This is a genomic window from Geminisphaera colitermitum TAV2 (assembly GCF_000171235.2).
GTDB lineage: Bacteria > Verrucomicrobiota > Verrucomicrobiia > Opitutales > Opitutaceae > Geminisphaera > Geminisphaera colitermitum.
Map to the genome: position 1 here is coordinate 1 of NZ_ABEA03000215.1, position 21183 is coordinate 21183.

12 protein-coding genes and 1 pseudogene are annotated in these 21183 nt (G+C 60.1%); 4 read left to right on the top strand and 9 right to left on the bottom strand.

Annotated features, from left to right (window positions below; genetic code table 11):
• Positions 1-438 (top strand): annotated as a pseudogene (locus OBACDRAFT_RS24190) (hypothetical protein); the annotation flags it as partial.
• Positions 439-635: 197 nt separating this feature from the next.
• Here OBACDRAFT_RS24190 and serS read toward each other — a convergent pair.
• The 4 genes from serS to aroA form a co-directional block, all read right to left on the bottom strand.
• Positions 636-1916, bottom strand: a complete 1281-nt coding sequence (gene serS, locus OBACDRAFT_RS24195; protein ID WP_043589724.1) for a serine--tRNA ligase — start codon at positions 1914-1916, stop codon at positions 636-638.
• 270 nt (positions 1917-2186) lie between these two features.
• Entirely contained in the window at positions 2187-2843 is a 657-nt protein-coding gene (locus OBACDRAFT_RS24200; protein WP_081722327.1) for a lysophospholipid acyltransferase family protein, read from the bottom strand.
• 44 nt (positions 2844-2887) lie between these two features.
• Positions 2888-3559 carry a (d)CMP kinase gene (gene cmk, locus OBACDRAFT_RS24205; RefSeq protein ID WP_043589726.1) on the bottom strand — a complete coding sequence of 224 codons (672 nt, stop codon included), beginning with the start codon at positions 3557-3559 and terminating at the stop codon, positions 2888-2890.
• Complete coding sequence (gene aroA, locus OBACDRAFT_RS24210; RefSeq protein WP_052362525.1) at positions 3559-5064, bottom strand: 3-phosphoshikimate 1-carboxyvinyltransferase; 1506 nt, start codon at positions 5062-5064, stop codon at positions 3559-3561. The genes cmk and aroA overlap by 1 nt, the downstream gene beginning before the upstream one ends.
• A 105-nt stretch (positions 5065-5169) precedes the next feature.
• On the opposite strand from aroA, the gene OBACDRAFT_RS24215 reads away from it, so the two are divergent.
• Complete coding sequence (locus OBACDRAFT_RS24215) at positions 5170-6432, top strand: LacI family DNA-binding transcriptional regulator (RefSeq protein ID WP_081722328.1); 1263 nt, start codon at positions 5170-5172, stop codon at positions 6430-6432.
• A 263-nt stretch (positions 6433-6695) separates the two neighbouring features.
• Here OBACDRAFT_RS24215 and OBACDRAFT_RS24220 read toward each other — a convergent pair whose 3' ends face one another.
• From OBACDRAFT_RS24220 to OBACDRAFT_RS24240, 5 genes are all read right to left on the bottom strand, one after another.
• Positions 6696-7625, bottom strand: coding sequence for an alkaline phosphatase family protein (locus tag OBACDRAFT_RS24220; RefSeq protein WP_081722329.1), 930 nt, complete (start codon positions 7623-7625; stop codon positions 6696-6698).
• A 14-nt stretch (positions 7626-7639) separates the two neighbouring features.
• Positions 7640-9424, bottom strand: a complete 1785-nt coding sequence (locus OBACDRAFT_RS24225; RefSeq protein ID WP_052362527.1) for a glycosyl hydrolase family 28-related protein — start codon at positions 9422-9424, stop codon at positions 7640-7642.
• Between the two features lie 127 nt (positions 9425-9551).
• Positions 9552-10520, bottom strand: coding sequence for a hypothetical protein (locus OBACDRAFT_RS24230; protein WP_157837276.1), 969 nt, complete (start codon positions 10518-10520; stop codon positions 9552-9554).
• 62 nt (positions 10521-10582) lie between these two features.
• Positions 10583-11347, bottom strand: coding sequence for a type II secretion system protein (locus tag OBACDRAFT_RS24235; protein WP_052362529.1), 765 nt, complete (start codon positions 11345-11347; stop codon positions 10583-10585).
• Between the two features lie 178 nt (positions 11348-11525).
• Positions 11526-11990 (bottom strand): acyl-CoA thioesterase, encoded by a 465-nt coding sequence (locus OBACDRAFT_RS24240; protein WP_043589730.1) that lies wholly within the window; start codon positions 11988-11990, stop codon positions 11526-11528.
• Positions 11991-12142: 152 nt separating this feature from the next.
• On the opposite strand from OBACDRAFT_RS24240, the gene OBACDRAFT_RS24245 reads away from it, so the two are divergent.
• Both OBACDRAFT_RS24245 and OBACDRAFT_RS24250 read left to right on the top strand, forming a co-directional pair.
• The gene (locus OBACDRAFT_RS24245) at positions 12143-13369 is read left to right on the top strand and encodes an argininosuccinate synthase (protein WP_043589731.1); all 1227 of its coding nucleotides are present in this window, start codon (positions 12143-12145) and stop codon (positions 13367-13369) included.
• 714 nt (positions 13370-14083) lie between these two features.
• A complete protein-coding gene (locus OBACDRAFT_RS24250; protein WP_043589733.1) occupies positions 14084-20752 on the top strand; it encodes an autotransporter-associated beta strand repeat-containing protein in 6669 nt (2222 codons plus the stop codon).
• The last annotated feature ends 431 nt before the right edge of the window (positions 20753-21183 follow it).

A 21183-nucleotide genomic window follows, 5' to 3' on the forward strand; every position in this document is an offset into this window, starting at 1 on the left:
ATTCAATGTTCAACGTTCAGCGTTCAATGTTCAGTGTTCCGCATTGGATGTTGGATGTTCGACGTTGGATGTTGGACGTTGCGGCGAAGCCCGCCCCCCCCCCCCCCTCCCTCCTCTCCCTACGCCCGCCTCGACGTGCTCGGACGCCGTCTGCGCGACGCCGTGCTCGACGCCGCCCGCGTCAAAGGACTGCCCGTGCAAGTGCCGCAATGCGGCTCGATGTTCAGTATTTTTTTCACGGATACGCCGGTGCGCGACTACGCCACCGCGCTCAAAGGCGACGCGAAACTCTTCGCCCGCTTTTTCCATGCCTGTCTTGATGCTGGCGTTTATCTTGCGCCCAGTGCCTACGAAGCCGGTTTCCTCAGCACCGCCCATGAAGGCGCGGCGATTGATCGCGCCTGCGATGTCATGGCTGCGGCAATACGCGGATTGTAAAAATCATTTTTGTGGAGCAGTGAAACTGTAATGCCAAAAAGAGTTTTGGCTTAGAGCATTTTATTCAAAACTGTAGCCATTGTCTTAACGGTAGGGAGGCCTTTGTGCCCTCTGCAGAGGGCACAAAGGCCTCCCTACCAGGTATCAAATGGCTATCGCTTAAATGAAACTGCTCTAAATTTCCTCTGCGGCTCCGCTCAGGCGAACGTCACGTAGTCTTTTCCGAAATACGGCACGAGCACCGCCGGGACCTTTACGCGTCCGTCGGGTTGGAGATTGTTTTCCAGCAGAGCGGCCAGCACGCGCGGCACGGCGAGACCGGAGCCGTTGAGCGTGTGCACGAGTTCGGGTTTGCCGTCCTTGCCGCGGAAACGGATCTGCGCACGACGCGCTTGGAAGGACTCGAAATTGGAACAGCTCGACACCTCAAGCCAACGCTTCTGCCCGGCAGACCACACTTCGAGGTCATACTTTTTCGACTGCGCAAAACCCAAATCGCCACCGCACATGAGAAGCACCCGATAGGGCAGTTCCAGTTTGCGCAACAGGCGCTCGGCATCGTCGCGGAGCTTGTCGAGTTCGTCATAGCTCGTGCTTGGATGCACCCACTTGAGGAGTTCCACTTTGTCGAACTGATGCAGGCGGTTGAGGCCGCGCACGTCCTTGCCGTAACTGCCCGCCTCGCGGCGGAAACACGGCGTGTAGGCGCAACGGTAAACCGGCAGCGCGGCTTCATCCAAAATCTCGTCGCGGAAAAAATTGGTCAGCGGCACCTCGGCGGTCGGCACCGCATAAAAACCATCCGTCTGCGCCTCATACATCTGCCCCTCCTTGTCGGGAAGCTGGCCCGTGGCGGTGGCGCTGGCTGCGTTGACGAAGATCGGCGGGTTGACCTCCTGGTAACCGGCCTTGCCGTTTTCATCCAAAAAGAAATGCAGCAGCGCGCGCACGAGTCGGGCCGCGTCGCCAACGTAAAAAGGGAATCCGGCACCGGTGACTTTTGCGCCGCGACCGAAGTCGAAGAGGTTTTCAAAACCTGGGATTTCCCAGTGTGCGCGTGCGCTGTTGGCGACGGTCGAGGGAATGGCGGCGGGATCGCCCCAGGTGGAAAATACCACGTTTTCCTCCGGCGTGCGGCCTTCCGGGACGCTGGCGTGGGGGAGGTTGGGCACGCTGAGCATCGCCTGTTTGTGACGCGCCTCGATTTCGGTGAGGCCGGCTTCGCGGGCTTTGACTTCCGCCGAGACGGTTTTCATTTCCTGCACCTTGGCGATAAATTCGGGCGAGCCTTTGGGCAGCTTCACCATCTCGGCATTGGCGGCCTTTTGGCGACCGCGCAGGGCTTCGACCTCGGCGAGTTGGGCGCGCCAGGCGGCGTCGAGTGCGAGCAGGGCGTCGAGATCAACGTCGAGGTGCTTTTTGGCAATCGCAGCACGAACTAGGTCTGGCGAGTCACGGAGGAGTTTCGGATCGAGCATGGCGCGTATGGAAAATAAAAGTCGTTCACTTTTCCCTCCCCCCCCCCCGCCAGCAAGTGGAAAAGCCGTCCAATAAATGTCAGACAGTAGGCGAGGCGGGGGGGGGGGGAGGGGAATGAATTAACCACAGAGACACCGAGGCACAAAGTTCGATCCGGAGTCAGGATTCAATAGACGCGAAGAGGCGCATAAGGTCTTCTCTGGTTTGAACTTTGTGCCTTCGTGCCTCTGTGGTTAATTTCCACTCTCCACGTAGCTGCTGTTCTATTGTTAAATAACCTGCACCGGCGGAGGGCGCAGCGCGGCGATGGCGGACATGATGCGCTCGCTCGCCTTTTGGTAACGATCCTTGCCATCGGCGGGGTTGTCGTAATCGGCCGGTTGCAAGGGACGCCCATAGACGATGTCCACCCGCGTTCCGAGGCGCAGGCGTCCGTCGCGCCCGAAGGCGATGTGCGAGTTGAAAATTCGCACCGGCAACACGCACACGCGCGTCTTGCACGCGATCATGCCCACGCCGGCCTTGGGCGCTTGCAGACGTCCGTCCGCCGAACGCGTTCCCTCGGGGAAAAGCGTCAGCGCCTTGCCCGCTTGCAACACGCGCAACACGCCCTTGATCGCGCCCACGTCGGCGCCGCCGTCGCGGTCCACCGGCACGCAACCTACGCCATCAAGCCACCAAGTGCTGATGCCGCCTTTCCAGAGTGTACGACGGGCAAAAAACGCCATCTGACGCGGGATGTGGCACCCGATCATCGGCGGATCGAGGTGACTAGCGTGGTTGGCCGCCACGAGAAACGCGCCGTCCTTGGGCACGTTGTCCAAGCCCGCCACTTCGCCGCGAAAGAAAAGATCATAGATGACCCGCAGTGCGTAGTGACAAATACCATACAGGGGTTGCATCTCGACTTGAGGGAAGGCGGACATAGGCGGGAGGAGGGCGGGAGCGCGGGAGGCGTTTTGTTTTTTTTTCAGACTTTCAGTTTTTCCGCAATCGTCCCGGCGATCATCTCCACGACCTGCTCCAGCGTGAGGTGAGTCGAGTCGATGTCGATGGCGCCGGACGGGCAGGCCAGCGGAGCGGCCTTGCGCGTGGTGTCCAGACGATCGCGTTCGGCCACGGCATCCTGCACTCCCTCGCGGGCGCGACGACGGGCGCGTTCTTCAGGATCGGCGTGCAGGAAAAACCGCAAATCCGCATCCGGGAAAATCACCGAACCGATGTCGCGTCCCTCCATGACAAGACCAGCGAAACCACGTTCGCGCGCCACATCCGCCTGCCCGCGCTGGTAAGCCAGCAAAGCCGCCCGCACTTCGGGAATCGCCGCGAAATGCGACACCGCTGCATTCACCTCCGCGCTGCGAATCTCCTCCTCCGGCAGCACGCGCCCGCCAAGCTCCATGCGTGCCAGTCGCCCGTCGATCCGCGTGCCGAGCGCCAGCCCGGCGAGCGCCGCGTGCACGCCTGCGACATCGCTCGGACGCACGCCGCGCCGGAGCAACTCGGCGGAGACCGCCCGATAAAACGAACCGGTGTCCACATGCATCAGCGAAAAGCGCTCGCTCAACGCACGCGACGTGGACGATTTGCCGGAGGCGGCGCCGCCATCGATGGCGACGATTATGAATTTGGATGAGCGCATCAGGCCTCGGAGGATTTTTTGCGTAGCGACTCCAGCAACTCAAAAAAGTGGGGAAACGTCTTTGCGCAGCACGCCGGGTCCTTGATCGAGAGCCACGGACGCCCGTCGCCGTGCAAATCGTGACAACCGAGAATCCCAAAGCTCATTGCAAAACGATGATCTCCGTACGTCTCGATTTCCTGCCCGGCGAGCAGCGGACGCGGATGGATTTCGAGCGAATCCTCCTCCTCGATCACCTGTTGTCCCAGCCGCCGCAACTCGCGCGCCATGCCAGCCACGCGATCCGTTTCCTGCTTGCGCGTGTGCGCGATGCCGCTGATCCGCGTTGGTCCGTCGAGCAAGGGCGCGATGGCGGCGAGCGTCAGAAATGTATCCGAAAACTCGTTAAAATTTTCCGTCACGCCCGTGCGCGTCCCTCCCGCCGTAGCTCCTCCCGCCAATTTTTCTACGGAAAACGCAACATGGAGCCCCCTCCCCCCCCCCCCCTCCGTCTCAGTTACGACTGCGCCGACCCGTTGCAGCACGGAGACGAAACGCGTGTCGCCCTGCAAACCGCCGCCCGGCCCGCGCAATCCCGGCAAGTCCAATTCGCCGCCTGTAACCAAGGGCAGCGCCAGAAAATAACTCGCCGCCGTCGCATCCGGTTCGATTGCGTAAACAGCATTTCTTTCGCCACGCCTCCCTCCCGCCGCCGCCGCCTGCAATCCCCACGGATGTCCACTGACGACGCGCAAACGATCATCCGCGAGACGCTGCACCGCAGGCTGTCCGAAATGCTCCATCAACCGCGTCGTCATCTGCACGAACGGCCAGCGCACCCCGCCCGCGATTGTCACCTCTACTGGCGCATCCGCCAGCGGCGCGACCATCAGCACCGCCGACAACATCTGGCTGCTCTCGCTCGCGTCGATTGTCACCGGCCCGCCGCGCAACCCGCGCGCATGAATTTCGATCGGGAAAAATCCTTCCTCGCCCGTGCAACGAATATCCGCGCCCAGCGTCCGCAAGGCCTCGATCAACCCGCGCATGGGCCGCTTGCGCATCTGCGCGATGCCATCAATCCGGTAAACGCCGCCACGCGCCGCCGCGCACAAGGCCGTGAGAAACCGCGCCGCCGTGCCCGCCAGACCGACGAATAACTCCACCGCTTGAACCTCCTGAGTATCTCTCGCCTCCCCCCCCCCCCCGACACCGTTTCCCTTCAAAGCGTTTTCCTGACCTTCGACGCGTGCGGTGCCTGCCGCCTCATCCGCCTCCACGCGAAACCCCAGCCGCCGCAAGGCCTCTGCCATCAAACGCGTATCCTCACTGAACAAGGCGCCCGTGAGCAGGACCGGCTCCCGACAAAGCGCGGCGAGCAACAGCGCACGATTGGTCAGGCTCTTGGAACCGGGCAGCAAAACCTCACCCCGCACCGGGTGGCGAAACGGTTTTATAGGAAGCAAGTCAGGCAGCGAATCGGGCAGCATCGCCTTGAGGGAAAAGCCGAAAACCTGAAAAGCCAAAAGCTAAAATAACGTCCTCCCGCTTTCGCTTGTCCGGTTGACCCGTTCGACCCTTTCGGCAGTTTGTTCGCTTCCTCCCATGGCTTCCGCCGAAATCGCATTTTTATGAGAACGCCAACGAAAGCCAAAGCGTCCAAAACAACGCGTAGCGCGTCAGGCACCACAGACAACAAAGCAACACCAGCAGCAACACCAGCGGCAGCAAAGGCGGACTCGGCGGACGCAACGGACAACAGCACGACAAAAGAAGTTATCGGACTGACTGCGATTGCGAAGGCCACCGGATTCTCGCGGATGACGGTGTCGCGCGCCCTGCGCTCCATGACGCGAGTAAAACCGACGACGCTTGCGCTCATACAAAAAACGGCGGCCCGATTAGGCTACGTTCCCGATGCGCGCATGGCCGCAGTGATGTCGGGCATGCGGATGTCCAAACGCCGGGAACTGCTGCCCATCGCCTGGCTCAACACGGCGGAAGAACGCGGCCTGTGGCGAAAATTCAACTGGCTCTCGCCCTACCTCGAAGGCGCGCAAAAAGAGTGCACCACACACGGCTTCAAACTCGAGGAACACTGGCTGATGCAGCCAGGCATGACGCAACGGCGCATGTCGCAAATCCTCGCCTCGCGAGGCATTCGCGGCGTCATCATAACACCCGCAACGGCAGCCCCCGGCATTCACCACCTGCGACTCAAATGGGAACAATTCAGCGTGGTCACATTTGAGAACGGTCTGCTCTCGCCGCGCCTCAACAAAGTCGTCCCGCACTTCTTCCACAACCTCATGCTCGCGTTGAAAAATTTACGCCGCCTCGGCTACCGTCGCATTGGCCTGTGCCTGCAAACAATCGAGGAACAACGCTCCGGGCACACATACCTTGCCGCACTCGGTTATTTTCAAAACAAGCTCCCGGCCGCCGAACACGTCCGCCCCTTCGTTTACAGACGCCTTTCGATGATGGACAAACGCATCCTCGAATCGCATTTGCCGCTGAGCGAATGGATGCTGCGCGAGAAACAGGAACCGCACGGCACGTCGTTCACGACGGACGCCGCCTTGCTGCGCAAGTGGATCGAACGGGAGCGTCCCGACGTGATCGTCGGGCAACACAGTTTCATGTTAAACTGGCTGGCCGCGCTCGATCTGCGCGTGCCGCAAGACATCGGAGTCGCGCACTTGGCACTGGACGACGATTGCGCGGATTGGGCTGGGATTTGGCAAAACAAGCGCGAGATCGGTGCCCAAGCCGTGCGTCAGGTTATCGGCATGTTGCACGCTAACGAACGGGGGATTCCCAAAATCACACACGAGACGTTTATCCACGGCGAATGGCGTTTTGGCCGCACCTTGAAACACAAGGCTGGTTGAAAAAATAACCGTTTAGCGGGGGGGGGGAGGGACACGCGGAAAAGGTTGGATTTGGCGCGGTAGCGTCTGGGAGCGCCGGCATCCTGCCGGCATCGTGCTGATGGCAAAGTGGCGCGGGCGTCCCGCCTGCATTCTGTTCCGATGCGGGCGAGACGCCCGCGCCACGCGTAGGGGCTTCGCTTGCGAAGCCCGCGTATGCAGGATGTGGCATCGAATGGCGGGCGCGGGCGTCGCAAGCGACGCCCCTACAGCGGGCGGGAGGCTCAGGGCGCGAACGCGCTGGTCACTGGGCGCCCCCAGAAGCTCTCGGGGACCGGGAGACCGAGCAGCCAGAGCGCGGTGGCGGCGGTGTCGTATTGCACCACGGAGGCCGTGATCGTGAACCCAGACTTCACTCCCCGACCCCAAGCGATCCACGGGATGATCACGTCGTCGAGGCTGGCCGAACCGTGCACGCCCACCGTTTTGCCTTCCTTGTTCACGGAGTCGTGGCAGCCATGGTCCGCCGACAGGATGATGACGCTGCTGGAGGTCAGGTCGGCGCTCTCGATGGCGTCGCGGATGATCTTGAGCGCGGCGTCACTGTCGGCCAGTGCCTTCATTTTTTCGGGCGAATTGATCCCGTATTTGTGTCCCATGGCGTCGGGTTCGCCAAAGTGGATGAAGCAGAGGTTGGGCCTCACCTTGGCCACATCATCGGCAAAGGCGGCGGCAATACCGAGGGAGCTGGTGTTGGCCGGCATGGCGAAACGGTCAATATCGCCACGATATTCGAAGAGTCGGAATTTTTGCTTGGAGACATAGGCGGCGGTGATGAAGCCGCCGGCCTTGGCGAGGTTGAAGACGGTGGGGACGGTGAGCTGGGGTTTGGCGGGAGCCCAGATGTCGTTCCACTGGATCTGGTGTTTCTGGATGCCGACGCCGGTCAGCATCGAGGTGTGCGAGGGCAGCGTGAGGCTCGGCACGATGGTGCAGGCCTCCCAAGTGTGGGCGCCTTCGTCCGCCATTTTTTTGAAGAGCGGCATGTCCGCCTTCGCGATGCCAGCGGGGGCGCCTTGGTCGAAGCTGATGATAAAGACGTGATCGGCGCGGCGGGCGGCTGTGGCCGATCCGACGGCGGTGGAGGCGACGAAGCCGAGAACGAGTGACAAGAGGCCAAGGGCAAGGAAACGAGGGCGGGCGTTAGGTATCATGAGTGGGCTGGGTCTTAATTTTCACGAAGTGATTGGAGACGCAATTGGAGTTGTGCTTCGTAAAGGTTAGCAGGCGTCGGGATTGTATTCTCGCTTTCGATACGGCACTTTGAAACGCCTTCGCCAACCGGCGAGTATTTCGACGCCGTGGCCCGCTTCGGGCCTCCGTGCCACGTCAGCTCCGCGCCTTGCAAACCCACAATCGCTCCCCACGGATGCACGTTCGCCCATCCGACCATGTAGCTCGTCTGCTCATCTGTGCGGTCGGAGTTTTTATCATTTTCGACGCGAATGTTCCACTCCACCGAACGTGCGCCAAGCGCTGGGCCGCCGTCGCCGCCATGCCAGCCATCGTTGCGAACGAGCGTGATGTCCGTGTGCAGGTTGTCGTGAGGAATCCGGCGATGTGTATCCAAAACTCCATGCTCAAGGACGCCGCGCATCCAGACGTTGCCGCTCGCAAAGGCTTCCACGTTGAGGCCGTGCGCAGGTTGCGACTCGATGAGAAAATCGCTCCACAAATTATCATAACTCATCCGGCAAATCGTGCCGTGGTGATGCGCCAGGCGTGCGGGCGAGGTCGCGCCAAGTTTGAATCGCGTCATGGTGATGCATTTGGCGTCGGCCAGGCCGGGTCCGTTTTCCATGTCGAGCATGGTCACGTCGCGCAGCCAGCAGTGAACGGCGTAGTTAAAAAAGGGCGCGTTCCAGCCGCTCTCTTTGTGGTGGTCTTTTGGCGTCCACGTGTAGTCGCGCAGGAATCGCAGCGTCATGTTTTCAATGCCGCTTTCGCGAATGAGCGGGATGAGTTTTTGCACGGTTGGCTGCCACCTGGTCTGCACATCAAATCGCAGGGGCTGACGTAGCGTGAGCGTGGTTTCCCCTGTGGTTTTGTCGTGCGCAACAGCGGCGATTTCGACGATCCATGTCTGCGGGTCGGGGGTTTTCCAAGCGCCGCCGTAGGAGGCGTTTTGCCAGTCAAAGGCGTCCGCCCAGGAGCCGCCGCCGCAGAGGTGTTTCAGAAGGGAATAATCGCCCGGGTCGCGTTGTTGGAGGCGGACAAAATCGCCTGCCGCGAATGCGTTGGAGTCCGTGTTTTTCGCGGCGATTTTGACAGTGTTGTCGCCGCGTTTTGCCGGCGAGAGCGGGAGGGCGGGGCCATCAAAAGCGCGCCGGGAAACGGCGGGGAAGATCCCTTCGGTTGGCGTGTCTGGGGGGAAATAGGTGGTGCCGCGTTTGAGTGGGGTGAACCAAATCAGGCCGCCCATGTAACTCCAGTGGCTGTTGGTGCGATCCTGTTTTCTGAAGTCCGGCGGCGGGATGCGCCATTCGTGATAAGCGCGATCGAGCGGGTTTGTGAAGATCAGTTCGACGCCGTCGCGGGTCTCGCCGCGCAGGACGGTTTTGTTGGTGTGAACAAAGAGCACGCCGCTGATTTTGTAGCGTCCGTTTGGGAAAAAGATCACGCCGCCGGTGTCGGGTTTGACGGAGGCGAGGGCGGCTCGGATTGCCTCAGTGTCGTCGGTGTTACCGTCGCCTTTTGCAGCGAAGTTTTTGACGTTGATGCGCGGTGCAAAACGTGTCGCCGGTGCATCAGTCGCGGTGTTTTCGGGCAAGGGCGTTTCGCCGTAATGGTAGCCGGCGAATGAACAGTTGGGGATGTTTGGGTGAGTGTCAGGCGCGGCGGCGTATTCGTCCCAGAGTGTGGCGCGGGCAATGTTTGCGCACACAGCAAGGCCTGCGGCAAGGCCCGCGATGCCGACAATCGTGAGAACGATTTTGAGGGGACTTTTGTTCACTGGAAAAAGAATGATCGGAGGGGGGGGGGGGGGGGGGGGGAGGGGGGCTTGAACATACTGAGGATGAGGCAGGCAAGGCCGCCGCTCCGTTGTCGTTGTGGAGCGGTCGGCTCGTGTGTGATGCGCGTTATTCGCGGTCTTGTTTTGCGCGAAACGCTTTTGCACCGATTGCCGCCAGCACGCCTAACGCCGCCAGCGTTAGCGCACTCGTTTTCGGTTCGGGAATGGCTGCGGCGATGTTCCCAACGACAGTGACGTCCTGCAAGGTCAGGCTCGTCGCCGCGCTGTTCAGAAAGATGCCAAATGTATCAAATGTCGTGAACGGATTTTGGGCGGTCGCGTCGATGCTTTCGTATGCGAAACTGGCAAGTCCTTCGCCGACGAGGCTGAAGGAAACTTTCGTGCCCTCGGCAACTCGTGTGATGGTGAACGTGCCCGTGTAAGTGCCGCCGTTGACTGGCGTGGCGGACGTGCCGCCCGAATCGGTGGCGCCGACTTTTTTATACCTGTTGCTTGCGCCCACGGTGCCGATGGAATGCATGAACGAGTTGTTCCCGTAAGAAAGGTTCATTGCGTCGCGATGCAAAAGTTGAACCGCTTTTTGCGAACCATCTCCCTTGAAAATCGTGTTCGCGAGGTAGCCCGTGTAGGGGTAGAAGAGGTTGTTGCCGTTGCCGTGCCCGCTATTGGTGACGCGGTTGGCCACTCCGCCAGAATTAAAAAGCGCGACGCGGATTCCATTGCTGCCGTCAACAGGCGCGTTGAAGACGATGTGAAACGTCGCCGTGAGCGAATCTCCGACAGTGGCGAGCGTTGCGACGTTGTTGAAATAGGTCAGCGCATGCACGTTGCCGACGGTGAGCGTGCCAGCGGTGGTATCCACAGTGTAGTTTGTCGCGGTGCCGCTGTGGCCGAACCAACCGTCGTATTTGAGGACGTTAACACTCGTGCTCACGACTTTGGCTGCGTTGTCGAAACTCTCGTTGACGAAACTGATCTCGGCGGCGTTCGCAGAGACGGACAATGTTGCCAGTAGCGTCAATGCAGACAGCGCGGCGATGGAGGGAATTGGCAGGGCAATTCTGGTTTTTTTCATATGGGTGATCTCGGTTTTCATGCGGTGAGTGAGCGGAAAATTGGGTGGGAAAATGCGGGCGTTTACGGGCGCAGTTTTTCGGGCAACTGCGCGAGGAGTTTGACGTGGCCGTCGAAATAAAGCGTGGTGCGCGCGCCGCCGTGCGGAGGTGTTGCGGGTGCGTCGGCTTGCGAGCCGAGGGATGCGACTGCGCTGTAGGTGACGCCTTTGTCGTATTCCATCAGCGCCCAGACGCGCGCCGCGCCACCGAAATTTTCGAGCGCCGAATACGCTATCGGCGGATTGCTGCTGTCTCCAAACGGCGAGAAATCCGAATAGGAGGGCGCGCCGCTGTTCATGTAACATTGGATGAAATACGACATTGGCATGGCATCAAAAACGCCCCCCCCGGGCGGAACTCCGGGAAAGGTGCGCGATGGGCAGCGCAGCAATGGGATGTCCACATACACGCCCGAGCCCAGCGTCATGGAATCCGGGCTGCCGAGATACGGGGCGAGGTAGGCGGACAGTTGCCTTTTCCGGCACCAGTCCGAGTTGTAGTAAACCGACTTGGCTCCTTTTTGGAGACAGTTGGCTGTCTCCGTCGTGCCGGGCAGCATGCCCTTGTGTTCATCGGAGTAGGCGATGATGGCGACGCCGACTTGGCGGAGGTTGGCAACGCAGCGGGCTTGATGCGCTTTTTTCCGCGTCGCGCCGACGCTCGCGATCACGAGCGCAGCGAGGATGCCGATGATCGCAATCACCGTCAGCAATTCGATGAGGGTAAAGCCGCGAACTTGCGGCGAAAAATTTCTATTGTGGAGGAATGAATGGCGCGAGTTTTTCATAGGGCAAAAGCAGTGTTTGAACGTGACGCATTAAAGAGTCGCGCAGCCTGCATAGAAAAGAGCGCTTTTGCGTTACATAACACTCCTTCCTTTTTGCAGCACCCACCTCCCGCCTTTCCACCTCCAGCCCTCCTTCCTCTCGCCTTCCCGCCCTCCGATCCACGCCCACGCTCTCGCGTTACGTTGCCTTTGCGAACAACTCGCTCATCCGTGCCACGAAGCGCGGCGGCGGACGCACCGGGCGCCCCTCGCGGTCGATGAAGGCGTGCGTAGTCCAACCCGTTGCCAACAACTCGCCCTTGTCGCCATTACCTGTCTGCCCCCCTCCCCCCCCCTCCCCCCCCGCCGTCGCGCCACGGCGCACTTCGTAAGTGATGCGCAAACGCAAGGACGGTTTTTCTGCCATTGTTGCGATGACCGTGATCGCGTCGTCATAGCGGGCGGATTTCAGATAACGCACGCTCACCTCCAACACCGGCAGGAAAAAACCTTCCGCCTCCAAATCGCGATACGGCAACCCGTGGTGTTTCAACAAATCGGTGCGCGCGATCTCGAACCAAGGCAGGTAATTGGCGTGATAAACGATGCCCATCATGTCGGTTTCGGCATAACGGACCTGGATGCTGGATTGATGCTGCAACATGCGAACGCGCATCCAAGCCCCCCTCCCCCCCCGCCGCAACCCTGCAACGCCGCAATATCCGCGTTGATTCCCGTTCCGGCACGGTATTGCATCCGCCCTTTCTCGTCATTTCTCCACGCATCCGCCGCACGCATTCACATTACGCACAACCTATGAAAATCGTCCTCGCATACTCGGGTGGCCTCGACACCTCGGTCATCGTCAAATGGCTGAAAGAAACATACGACGCTGAGATCGTCACCTTTGCCGCCGACGTCGGCCAGGAAGAGGAACTCAAAGGCCTCGATAAAAAAGCCAAGAAGACCGGCGCTTCCAAACACTATACCCTCGACCTCGTTGAGGAATTCGCCCGCGACTTCATCTACCCGATGATCCGCGCCAACGCCGTTTACGAAGGCCAGTATTACCTCGGCACCTCCATCGCCCGCCCCCTCATCGCCAAGGCGCAGGTCGAAATCGCGCGTAAGGAAAAAGCCGATACCGTTGCCCACGGCGCCACCGGCAAAGGCAACGACCAATGCCGTTTCGAACTCACCTACATGGCGCTCGCCCCCGACCTCACCATCATCGCCCCGTGGAAAATCGAGGAATACCGCAAACTCTTCCCAGGCCGCGCCGAGATGATCGCCTATTGCGAAAAATACAAAATCCCCGTCGAAGCCTCGCTCAAGAAACCCTATTCGATGGACCGCAACCTGCTCCACATTTCCTACGAAGCGGGCATCCTCGAAGACCCCTGGTTCGACCCGACTACGCCGGAGAACAAGGCCATGTTCAAACTCTCCGTCTCGCCCGAGGACGCTCCGGACAAGGCCGAATACGTCGAACTCGATTTCGAACAAGGCAACTGCGTCGCCGTTAACGGCAAAAAACTCACGCCCGGCAAAGTCCTCAAAACCCTCAACAAACTCGGCGGCAAACACGGCATCGGACGCGTTGACCTCGTTGAAAACCGCTTCGTCGGCATGAAGAGCCGCGGCGTGTATGAGACCCCCGGCGGCACGATTCTCATGCAGGCGCACAAGCAGATCGAAAGCCTCACGCTTGACCGCGAAGTCGAGCACCTGCGCGACTCGCTCATCCCGAAATACGCCGAACTCGTTTACAACGGATTCTGGTTCGCTCCCGAACGCGAGGCCCTGCAGGCGCTGGTGGACGAAAGCCAGAAATTCGTCACCGGCACCGTCCGCCTCAAGCTCTACAAGGGCAACATCATCACCTGTGGTCGCAAATCGAAGTATTCCCTCTACGACGAGAAGATCGCGTCGATGGAAGGCGTGAAGAGCTGGTACAACCAGAGCGACGCCACTGGTTTCATCCGACTCAACGGCCTGCGCCTCCGCGCCCGCAGCCTCTCGCAAGGCGGCCCGAAGGTCTAAAGGCGTCTCTGATTATTCATAACCATCCACGCAAGGGCGCGCCAAAAGCGCGCCCTTCTTGGTTCTTCGACGTTTTCAGTGGAAACTCGATAAGTTGATATAGCGGGAGGTGGCGCGGTAGCGCCCGTAGCGCAGGCATCTTGCCTGCCATCTAAATTGATTGCGCGAAGCGCGGTGACATCGGTTTGTCACGTAGTTCGGTGCTTTATTGCCAATCCGAACCGTGCGACTCACGAATACGCAGAGGTAACGGTTCGGGCTAAAGCTCCGAACTACGTCAAGGCAAGCGGCGCTTCGCGCAGTAGATTGGATTGCAGGCAAGACCTCCCGCCCTGCGCTACGGGCGCTTCCGCGCCACCTCTCGTCTTTCCACTGAAAACGTCGAAGAACCTATCCGAGCCAGGGCGCTGGGCAGTTTCATTAATATTTCTAAGACTAAAAATATACAGCGTTTACCCGACTACCGAACCACCCCCTCCGTTTAGTAGTATCTGCAGTTTGGTAATTCACCTGACACCTGTCGATTACGATGCACACCACCACTTTATACGCATGCGCGGCCCAGTTATCCACGGAATCATCCGCTGGAAACCCAATGTTATCCGTAACCTCGCCCGTAAATCGTACCGGTGTGCTCTCCTCCCCATCCCTCGCCTCTCTCAGGTGCCACCGCAAACAGGCAATTGCCGGTCAATCTGCCGCATAATTTTAAAAATGAAAACAACCATATCTCACCTTGGCTTCACCCTTTTGCTGACATTCCTCGTCACGCAACTCGGAGCCGCTCCTGACACGACATTGACCAATCCCATTACGTGGAGCGGCGGCGCGGGCACCTCGCTCTGGGCCACGGGCACCAACTGGTCGCCCAGCAACACCACATGGAACGCGACCACCAACGTCCTCTTCGACGACACCGATGCCGCGCTCAACGGCAAAGCCATTGCACTCGGAGCAACGCGCACCATCGGCTCGCTGGAAATCACCTCAATGGCGGACGCGTTTTCCATCACCGGCAACACACTGACCCTCAGCAGCGCTGGCGGCTCAAAGTTGATCCTCTCCGGTGCGGCCAATGTCACGATTGGGTCCGCGCTCACGATGGGCACCGACATGGAAGTCAATGTCGGCGCGGATGCTGGCGACCTGACGATCGCGGGCAACATCACCGGTTCATCCCGCAAACTCACCAAGATCGGTGACGGCACCCTCATCCTTGCCGGAACCAACAGCTACAGTGGCGGCACGACGCTCGAATCCGGCCTCCTGCGCCTCACCGGAACGCACTCCGGCGCGGGCAACGTCATCATCAACGGCGGCACCTACAAACTCGAAGGCACCTATTCGGGCGCGGGCAATTTCACCCTCAACACTGGTGGCGCTTACGAACTCGCTGGCAACCACACTGGCGGCGGCACCTTTACTCTGGCCGACGGCACCAAAATCAACGTCACCGACGACTCCACCTTTGCCGCCGCCACGACAGGCGCGGGCACCATCGACATCAACGCCGGCAAAACCCTCTCCCTGAGCGGCTCCGGCAAAACCATTGCCACCGCCATCACAGGTGACGGCAACCTCGCCAAGACCGGCACCGGCGCCGTCACGCTCACCGGAGCCAACACCTACACCGGCACAACCACGGTCGAAGCGGGCACGCTCGCGATGACGAATTTCGCCCCCATCAACACCTCCTCTTCCGTCACGGTGAACTCCGGTGGCACCCTCTCGTTCACGGACAACACCACCTTGGACCGCAGCATTTACGGCACCGGCAGCATCGCAATCGCCAACGCCAAAACCCTCACGCTCGCCAACGCCAACATCTCCGACGACATCACGATCAACCCCGGCATTACCGGCGGCAACACATCCACCATCGTGAGCAAAACCGGTGCGGGCGAAGTCATCCTCGCCGGGCAAAGCACCTACGCAGGCAACACCAACGTCACCGCAGGCAAACTCACCCTCGCCGCTGGCAGCAGCAACAAATCCGGCACCATCAACATCTCCAACGGCGCGGAACTCTACATCGCTGGCGACGCCAGCATCGGCGGCAACGTCACTGGAGCCGGTGCCTTCAACATCCTCGATGGCAGCGAACTGACGATCAACAACGCCAGCAACATCACCTTCGGAAAAACCATCGACGGCGTTGACGTTTCCCTCCTGAAAACCGGCGCTGGTAATTTAACTCTGAATACAAGCAACACCTACACCGGCGACACCACCATTCGCGCTGGCACGCTCACCCTGACCAACATCACCAACATCGCCAACCCCGACCGCATCCGACTCGAAGGCGGCATCCTCTCCCTCAACGTTGCCAGCGGAACCCTCACCCGCGAAAACGCATTTCTTGCCGGTGAAAACGGCACCATTGCCGGCGGCCTCACCAAAACCGGCGCGGGCACGCTCGTCCTTCTTGCCGACGAATCCTACACCGGCGCCACCACCCTCAGCGGCGGCATTTTGGAAATCCGCGGCACCAGTCAGTCGAGCAGCATCTCGGTTGCCAGCGGCACCACCCTGCGACTCTACGACACCAACCAACTCTACGGCGGCATCACCGGCACCGGCAGCGTCCAGTTTATCAACGCGAGCGACACCCTCACCTTCAACACCATCGCGGCAGACTCCACGCAATCCGCCGCCCTCGACGCCGCCATCAAACACATCATCAAGACCGGCGAGAAAAAACTCACCTTCTCGACACCCCTCACCAACATCCAGACCTTCACGCTCGACCAAGGAACCCTGACCCTGTCGAGCACGATCCCCGCCGGACTCCAAAGCATCACGATCAACGACGGACTGTTCCAACTTTCCAACGCGATCAACGACACCTACACCATCAACCTCAACGGCGGCACACTCGAATCGCTCAACGGCGGCACCATCAACCAAGTCCTCTCCGGTGCGGGTGGCCTGAAAATGAACAAATCCGCAGGCACCCTCACGCTCAACAACGTCAACACCTACACAGGCGCCACCGACGTCACATCAGGCACCCTGGTCGTGACCAAGGAAAACGGCATCTCCGCCGATTCCGCGATCAACGTCGCTGGCACGCTCACGCTCCAAAAAAGCCTCACGACCAACCAAGCCATCACCGGCAGCGGCATCGTTAACATCACCAACGCAGCCGACACCCTCACGATCAACAACGCCGACAACGCCAGCTCCGCCGTGAGAATCGCCGGTGCAGGCAGCCTCACAAAACGCGACGCAGGCACATTGATCCTCAGCGGCGCACACAGCTACACCGGCGCAACACGCGTCGAAGACGGCCTGCTCGAACTCCTTTCTGCCACTGGCACCAACACCGCTGCGCTCACCACCAGCAGCATCGACGTCTCGTCCGGCGCGACCATCCGCATCAACAAAGGCACCGGCAGCAGCAATGTCGCGCAAGCCATCACGGGCGCGGGCAACTTCGAGAAAAACGGCACCGGCACCATCGTGTTCACCAACGCCAAAACCTACACCGGCGCGACCACTGTTGCCGCTGGTACCCTGCAACTCGATACAGAAAACGCCATCACCGCCGACTCCGCGCTGACCGTTGCAGGCACGCTGACGCTCAACAAAAACCTGCAAACCAACCAAGGCATTGCGGGCGCAGGCACCGTCACCCTCAACGGCGCGACCACCCTCCTGACCATCAACAACGCCACCGACGCCGAAGACGCGATCACTGCAAAACTCACCGGCACCGGTGCCTTCACCAAAACCGGCGAAGGCAAAACAACCCTTGCCGCCTCGAACACCTTTACCGGCGCAACCAACATCACCCAAGGCACCCTCGAACTCGGCAACACCGGCACGCTCACCGGCACGAGCGGCGTGAACATTTCCGCCGGAGCCGGATTCGCCATCGATAAAACATCGGGCACCCTCACCTTTGACCGCGCCCTGACCGGTGCAGGCAGCTTCACCAAAACCGGCGCGGGCATCGTCGCATTTTCCACTGCGAAAACCTACACCGGCGCGACCACGATCAACGGCGGCACTTTGGAAATCGGCACCGCCAACGCCATCGCCGCCGACTCCGCCATCTCCGTCGCTTCCGGCGCGACCCTCTCCGTCAAAAACGACCTCACGACCAAGCACGCCATTTCCGACACCGGCACCGTTTCCATCGCATCCGGAAAAATATTTACGCTTAACATCGACGACGCCGAAACCATGGCGGCCACCCTCATTGGCGGCGGAGGCATTCTCACCAAAAACGGCACCGGCACACTCACGCTCACCGGCAACAACACCTACACCGGCGTCACCAACATCAACACCGGCACCCTCGAACTCGCTGGCGGCACCAACAACTCGTCCAACCTGATTATCGCCGCCGACGCCGACCTGCACATCACTGCCGACAGCACAATCACCGGCAGCGTAAGCGGCAACGGCCTTGTCGCCATCGACAACGACACACGCCTCACGATCGCCAACACCGCCGCGCAAACCATCAGTGCAAACATCACCGGGGGGGGGGGGGTATCGAAAACGACCTCTACCGCGCTCACGCTCTCCGGCACCAACGATTACAAAGGCGGCACAATCTCCGCGGGCAACATTACCGTCACTGGCGACAACACTGCCGCTGACGGCGGATGGACGCTCACGAGCGGCACAAGCACCATCAGCGGCGGCACCATCGGCCTCGCTGCCGGGAAATCCATCGATATCCAAGGCGGCACCCTCACGCTCACCAACGGTGGCACGATCAAACTCAACGCAGCGCCCACCGGTAGTATCATTTCCACTACAGGCACCTTCACGCTCGGCACGGGCGGCGGCATCATCGACACAAACGGCTTCGACACCACCATCGACCGGATCATTGCCGGTTCCGGCTCCTTCACCAAAAACGGCGCGGGCATACTCACACTCGCAGGCAACAACACCTACACCGGCGTCACCAACATCAACGCCGGCACGCTTGAACTCACAGGCACCAACAGATCCTCCGGCTACAACATCGACCGCGACGCCGTCCTGCGCTTCAGCACCGACACCACCGTTGCGAACGGATTCTCCGGAGGTGCCAATGGCATTGGCAGCGTTGAAATCGCAGGAGCCAACACCATCCTGACCATCGACAGGCGAACCGCGTCCACCACCACCAGTATCGACACTGCCATTACAGGCGACGGCACCCTGAAAATTCTCACACGAAACGACTGGTATGATGCGTTCAGCAGCGATCCCTATCGAACGACCACGACACTTACCGCGCCCACCGCTCATAAAGGCGGCACCATCGTTGCTGGTGGCACGGCACTTGTCCAACCGACCAGCGCCACACGCATTGCCCTTGTTGTCCAAGGCGACCAAAGCGCGGCGGACGGCGGATGGTTCATCAACCCTGCCCACCGCACATCCGGCGAATTCATGGGGGCCAATGTTGTCTTTGACGTTGGCAGCAAAATCGTCGTCGGTACCGACAATCCCGATACGCAGAAAATCACCCTCGGCAACGTCACCAACGGCGACTCCGGCACAAACAACACTCACGCCTCCGTCCTGCATGCCAACGGTTATGTCGATAACGGCGGCGATCTGATCCTGGGCTATTTCAGCAGAATTTATATGGCGCGTGATGCCACTGCGGCAATTGCCACGGGTGACGGATGGAACAATGGCACTGGCAGCGAAAGCATCTGGATTCAGCGCGGCAACCTGACGATCCTGAATGTCGATACACGCAGCGACGCCAGCCTCTACACCGGCTCCGGCATCTTTTTGAAAAACGGTGCGACCTTCGATTATCGCGGCACCGAGGCCATGAAATTGGATGCGCGCGGCGCATTTAATCCCTATCTCGATTACGGCGCCACCGGTCTCCCAAAACCGAACATGAGCCATGCCGTGTTTAATCAAGAATGGGAACGCTCGAAACTCACCCAAGCCACCTTCATGCTCGACCAGGGTTCCACGCTGAAAACCTCGCAGGGAATCGAAATGGCCAACAGAGCCTTCATGACGATTGACGGCGGCAAAATCGTTCTCACCGCAGACGTTGACCACCTGATATCGACCACCGGCACCGTCAAAGACATCTTCGTTGGCAGGAACGGATTTGTCGTCGATACGAACGGATTTTCCACCGCCATCGACATGTCCTTTGACTACATCGACAACGGCCAGACGAGCGGCGTGAGCTACGATCCATCGTCTCCGCGCGGCGGCAGCGGTGCCTTGACCAAACTGGGCGAAGGCACGCTCACGCTCACCAAAAACATCGGCATGACTGCCATCGGCAAACTCGACGTTCAGGCAGGCACGCTCGAACTCAACGGCACCGACGGTTTTGCTGGCTACGTCTATGACGCCCTGAACCCCGGCAACGCTTACGTTACGCGCATGATTACCATTGCCAAAGACGCCACCCTGCTCGTCTCCGGCGACACCAACGCCAACATCTCCAACATTTCCGGCGAGGGCCTTTTAGCCAAAACCGGCAACGGCACGCTCACACTCAACGGCAACAACACCAGCACCGGCGGCACCAAGATCAACGCGGGCACCGTTCAAATCGATACCTACGCACGCCTCGGCTCTGGCGACCTGCACTTCACAGGCGACTCCACGCTCAAGATGACGATGACCACGCCCGGCACCTTCACCAAGACGACCACCATCGACGCTGGCGTCACCGCGACCTTTGATGTTGCCAACAGAAACCAAACCCTCGCCGCGCAACTCAACGGCACCGGCACTCTCCAAAAAACCGGCACCGGCCTCCTCACGCTCAACGGACTCACCGGCACCGCTGGCATTCGCGCTTCGGCGGGTCAGGTCGTCATTGTGGATGCGAGCAACTTCACCGGCACGCTCACCATCGACAACGCCGCGACCGCCTACGGTACCGGTCCCTATGGTGGCGACATCACGGTCAGCGGCACACTCGTCGTTGCTGCCGATGCCTTTGGCGCCACCATCGGCACCCTGCACATCGACGGGAACCTCACGCTCAACACCAACGCCACGCTCCTCTTCAATCTCGGCGACGGCACCGGCGTTAATTACAGCCACTTGGAAGCCAGCTCCATCACCATTGCAGGCGCAACCCCGACGCTCACGCTACTGAGCAACGGCTTTGACGCCACAATGGCAGAGCGCTTCGACCTCCTATCCGGCACCCTCACCGACACGAACTTCTCGTTGATGGTAAACGACACTCTGCTCACCGCGAACAACCAAGGCACCACGATCAATCTGGGCGGCCAGAATTATTATTTGGAAAGCCTCGGCCACGGCATCTCGCTCGTGGCGGCCACGGCAATTCCGGAGCCAGCGACCATCGGCCTGTGCCTCGGTGCAATCGCCCTAGCAGGCGTCCTCTATCGTCGCCGCCACCATCGCAAAGCAATTTAAAGAAATCTCTAGCCATCACCAACCTGGTAGGGAGGCCTCTCCGAGGCCTCCGAAACCACGCTCCAAGCACCTACGAGTTTCGCATTCTCACACTACGCACGGCGGAGGCCTCGGACGGAGCGCAGCAGCGCGCAGATGGCATCGCCGAAGGCGATGGCCCGAAGGGCTGCCCTCGGCAGAGGGCACAAAGGCCTCCCTACCGTTAAAGCCAACGGCTACATCTCAAATTGAAATTCCCTAAAGTGGCGCGGGCGTCCCGCCCGCTGTAGGGGCGTCGCTTGCGACGCCCGTGCCAAGCCGGTCGAGGCAACAAATCACATGCGCGGGCTTCGCAAGCGAAGCCCCTACCATGGCGCAGGCGTCCCGCCCGCCAATCGATGAATGGAAAGGAAAAAGCCGTGAAGAATACCTTCACTCGTTAGCCCCCTCCC